The sequence below is a fragment of the Cupriavidus sp. 01L45 genome (assembly GCF_056399885.1).
Window position 1 is genome coordinate 1 of the sequence record NZ_JBFTSG010000136.1, and the last position, 4,303, is coordinate 4,303.

Here is a 4,303-nt window from a genome sequence, read left to right on the forward strand (position 1 = left end):
GGTTCTTCAGGTTCTTCAGACTTTCGTGTGGGTAGGTAGTACGCTTTCGCGCATGGCTTGGTAAGGAGGTGTGCGATGGACAGCGTGGAACTGTACCGGCAGCTGCTTGGCGTGACTGCGCCATGGACGGTGGAGCGTGTCGACCTGGACGTGGCGCGGCAGCATGTCGAAGTGCATGTAGGGCACTTGGAGGGACAGCGTTTTTCGTGCCCCGAGTGCGGGAAGGAATTGGCGGTCTATGACCACCTTGGAGAAYGGGTGTGGCGACACCTGGATAGCTGCCAGTTCCTGACGTATCTGCACGCGCGGCCTCCGCGAGTGTCGTGTCCGGAGCATGGCGTGAGGCAAGTGAGGATGCCGTGGGCGGAGGCTGGGAGTCGGTTTACGCATCTGTTTGAAGCGCTGGCAATCGACATATTGCTGGCAACGAATGTCAAGCGAGCCGCGGAGATCTTGCGCATTACGTGGGACGAAGCCTGGCACGTGATGGAAAGAGCTGTATTGAGGGGGCGGGCGGCGAAAGCCAACGAGATGCCCCGGCTGATGGGCGTGGATGAAAAGGCAATCGCCAAGGGACATCGCTATATGACGCTGGTGTGCGATCTGGAAGAAGCGACGGTGGAATACATCGGAGAAGAGCGCAAGCAGGCCAGCTTGGCCGCTTACTTCGAGGCTTTCCCGGTGGCGTATCGGGAGGCCATTGACGCTATCAGCCTGGACATGTGGCCGGCCTACATCAACGCCTGCCAGGCCAATGTGCCTGGCGCAGACGAGAAGATGGTCTTTGACCGCTTCCACATCATGCGCCATGTCATTGAGGCGGTGGACAAAGTCAGAAAGCAGGAGCACAAGGCGTTGCTGAAAGCCGGAGACGACACCCTCGCCCGCAGCAAATACCTGTGGCTGACCAACCCGGAGAACATGCTGGAGCCGACCAGGGAACGCTTCAATGCACTGAGGACGATGGAGCTGAAAACAGCTCGAGCCTGGGCCTTGAAGGAGGCGCTGCGGGGGCTGTGGAATTACCGCACCACCGGCTGGGCCACACGCTTCTGGAGGCGCTGGTACTTCTGGGCGACCCATAGCCGGCTGGCGCCGATGATTGACGCCGCCCGGCTGATCGCCCGCCACTTGCCGAATGTGCTGACCTACTTCAAACATCGCATCACCAATGCCGTTGCCGAGGGGTTGAATTCCAAGATCGCCACTGTGCAGAAGCGAGCCTGCGGCTATCGCAATCCGGACCACTTTAAGATCGCCGTCTACTTCCACTGCGGTGGTCTCAACCTACATCCAGCTGCGCTGACCCACACGAAAGTCGGATGAACCTCCCCACCGCGTGGCCGCAGCGGCTGGATCCAGCCGCACGCCACCGGACCAGGAACTTACCGAGTTTTCGATCGAAACGGATGGTGGAATCCCCGTGCCGTTGCAACTCGGGCTTCCCGCGCTGGATGAGTTCCCGCGAAAACTATGGACGAGGTTGATGGCTCGGCAAATACGCAGCGCCGGCTCGCTGACCAGGCCGGCGTCAGCCGGATTTGGCCCGCTGCGAGAAGCGTTGGCCGCTTACCTGCAGCGCTCACGGGGCATCGACGCCCAGCCGCACCAGGTGTTCGTCGTGCCGGCATATACGGCCAGCCTTGCGCTGATTGTGGATGCGCTCAGGCTGGCGGGCGAAAGCGCCTGGGTTGAGGATCCCAGCTACCCTCCGACAGCCCAGTCACTCAGGCGCCTGAACCTGCAGGTCCGGAATGTGCCAGTGGATGATCATGGCCTCGACGTCGAATTTGGGCGTCAGCATTTTCCAGAGGCGCGCCTGGCCGTAGTGACGCCATCGCACCAGAGCCCGACTGGCGTGGCACTGACACTGCAACGTCGCGTCGAACTGCTCGACTGGGCCGGTGAGCGGGGCGCATGGATCATCGAGGACGACTACGACGGCGAGTTTCGTTACCGCGGCCACCCGTTGCCGGCCCTGAAGAGCCTGGACACATGCGACCGGGTGATCTATTGCGGCACGCTTAGCAAGGTGCTGTACCCGGGACTACGGCTCGCTTACGTGGTCGTGCCACAAAGTCTGGTGCCGACCATGAATCTGGCCTGCAGGCGCATGGTGCATGGCGGCTGCCCCGAACTCTTGCAAGCCGTGGCGGCGGAGTTTATTGCGCAGGGACACTTCGCCCGGCACATCAAACGCATGCGCACGCTTTACGCACGACGACGCGCAATGCTGGCCGAGGCGCTGGCGCCATACAAAACGGACGGCTTCACTGTTTGCCTGCAGGATGGCGGCATGCACCTTCTGGTCGACGTCAGGGACGATCTTGACGATCTGGCGATGGCCCGCCGCGCGCGCGAGGCAGGATTCGCCGTCCATTCGCTGACCGCCTGGCGGCATGGTGCGCCAGGGCGGCGTGGCTTGATGATGGGCTTTACCAATCTGCGCAGTCAGACTGAAGCCGATCGCCTGGTTGCCGAACTGATGCGCGCGCTGAAAGCATAGGCGATCGTCATGGGACGCTTGGCAAATAATCAACCAGTCGTCTATTGCTCTCCGCATCTGCTTAGCAACTATTGCGACATGCCAAGACCCGCCAACCCCGAGATCCGTAGCCGGCTGCTCATCGACGGTGCTCGTGTGATTCACAGCGCCGGTTTCAACGGGTCTGGCGCGGGACATCGTCGGTGCCACCGATGTTCCCAAGGGATCCTTCTACAGCTATTTCGACAGCAAGCAAGCCTTTGCCGCCGAAGTGCTCGAAGCCTATTGGGATTCCATTGAACAATGCCATGCCAAAGTAATGTATGACGCGCGCATCGCGCCGTTGGCCAGGATCGGAAAGTTGTTCGAGTTGCTGGTGGCGGACCACGCGGCACAAGATTTCACGCTCGGATGCCTTGTGGGCAACCTTTCTCTCGAATTGTCCAATACCAGCGGTGAAGTCCGAACGGCTCTGGAGCGCATTCTGGCGCGCTGGGAAGGCATGATCACATGCCTGCCTTGATGAGGCCAGGCTGCGCCAGGAACTGCGGCGGACGTAGATTCCGAGCAGCTCGCGTCCATCATTATCGAAGCCTGGGAAGGGGCGGTCCTGCGCAGCAAGGTCCAGCGCAATGGCGACGCCTGCCGACGATTTCAGCAAGTCACCCCCAAGCGGTTGTTGTACTGAAATTTTTTTGCGGCCTTAAAAAGACGACTGATCATATATATCAGGCACTGCGCACTCGCGCCAATAGATCACCTGGTCGACGCGCTAGCAACCATAGGTCATGCCGCCCCATGTCGATGGCCCAGTCGAAAACGATAAAGATGTGCCTGTTGCCTGTGTCATCGCCCAACTACATTGAAGCCTGCACAAACCAGCATGCATCGGCACCATGACCAAGAACCTGACGCTCAGACATATTCAAGGCAACGCGCGCACGCGCCAATAAAGGAGTCTCACCATGTCTTCAGATCGCAGCCTCGATCAAGGCCTATCGCGACGTAACCTGCTGGTGGGCAGCGCGGCCGCCGCCAGCGCGCTGGCGGCTTCCAGCTTGCCCGGACCTGCTGCGGCGGCACCGTCGGCAATGGGATCGAGTCCCTCAACGGCACGCGGCAAGGCCTCAGGCAGCTACATCACGGCAAAGGACGGCACCCAGCTCTAAGATGAACACCTATGCCGACGATCTGGCCACTGTGTTCGAAACCCTTGACCTGCGGGACGCCATCCTGGTGGGYTTCTCCACGGGKGGAGGCGAGGTGGCCCGGTACATCGGCCGGCATGGGACGCGACGCGTTTCAAAGGTGGTGCTGGTTTCGGCGGTGCCGCCTCTGATGGTAAAGACTGCCGCCAATCCGCGCGGACTGCCAATCGAAGTATTCGACGGCCTGCGTGCCGCACAACTTGCCAATCGGTCGCAGTTCTACAAGGACGTGCCGGCGGGCCCGTTCTATGGCTTCAACCGTCCCGGTGCAAAGCCGTCGCAGGGGTTGATCGACGCATGGTGGGCGCAGGGCATGCAGGGTGGACACAAGAGTACGTACGACTCGATCAAGGCATTTTCGGAAACCGATTTCACCGAGGATCTCAGGAAGATCGACGTGCCGACCCTGATCATCCACGGCGACGACGATCAGATCGTGCCGATCGACGCCGCCGGACGCGCATCGGCAAAGCTCGTCAGGAACGCGAAGCTGATCGTCTACCCCGGTGCGCCGCATGGGCTCACCGACACGCACAAGGACAGGTTCAACGCCGACCTGTTGGCATTCATCCGTAGTTGAAACGACGCCGAATCTGCCGGACCCCACAAT

Annotated in this window: 3 protein-coding genes and 2 pseudogenes; all 5 read left to right on the forward strand. The window is 60.8% G+C overall.

What is annotated here, in order from left to right; translation table 11 throughout:
- Positions 1-75 precede the first annotated feature (75 nt).
- Complete coding sequence (locus AC1DT6_RS40275) at positions 76-1,326, forward strand: ISL3 family transposase (RefSeq protein ID WP_477115605.1); 1,251 nt, start codon at positions 76-78, stop codon at positions 1,324-1,326.
- A gap of 97 nt (positions 1,327-1,423) precedes the next feature.
- A complete protein-coding gene (locus AC1DT6_RS40280) occupies positions 1,424-2,506 on the forward strand; it encodes an aminotransferase-like domain-containing protein (RefSeq protein WP_477115606.1) in 1,083 nt (360 codons plus the stop codon).
- Between the two features lie 298 nt (positions 2,507-2,804).
- A pseudogene (locus tag AC1DT6_RS40285) lies at positions 2,805-3,173 on the forward strand (TetR family transcriptional regulator C-terminal domain-containing protein).
- Between the two features lie 277 nt (positions 3,174-3,450).
- Positions 3,451-3,654, forward strand: a complete 204-nt coding sequence (locus AC1DT6_RS40290) for a hypothetical protein (RefSeq protein ID WP_477115607.1) — start codon at positions 3,451-3,453, stop codon at positions 3,652-3,654.
- Between the two features lies 1 nt (position 3,655).
- Positions 3,656-4,273, forward strand: a pseudogene (locus AC1DT6_RS40295) (alpha/beta fold hydrolase); the annotation flags it as partial.
- Positions 4,274-4,303: the final 30 nt, after the last annotated feature.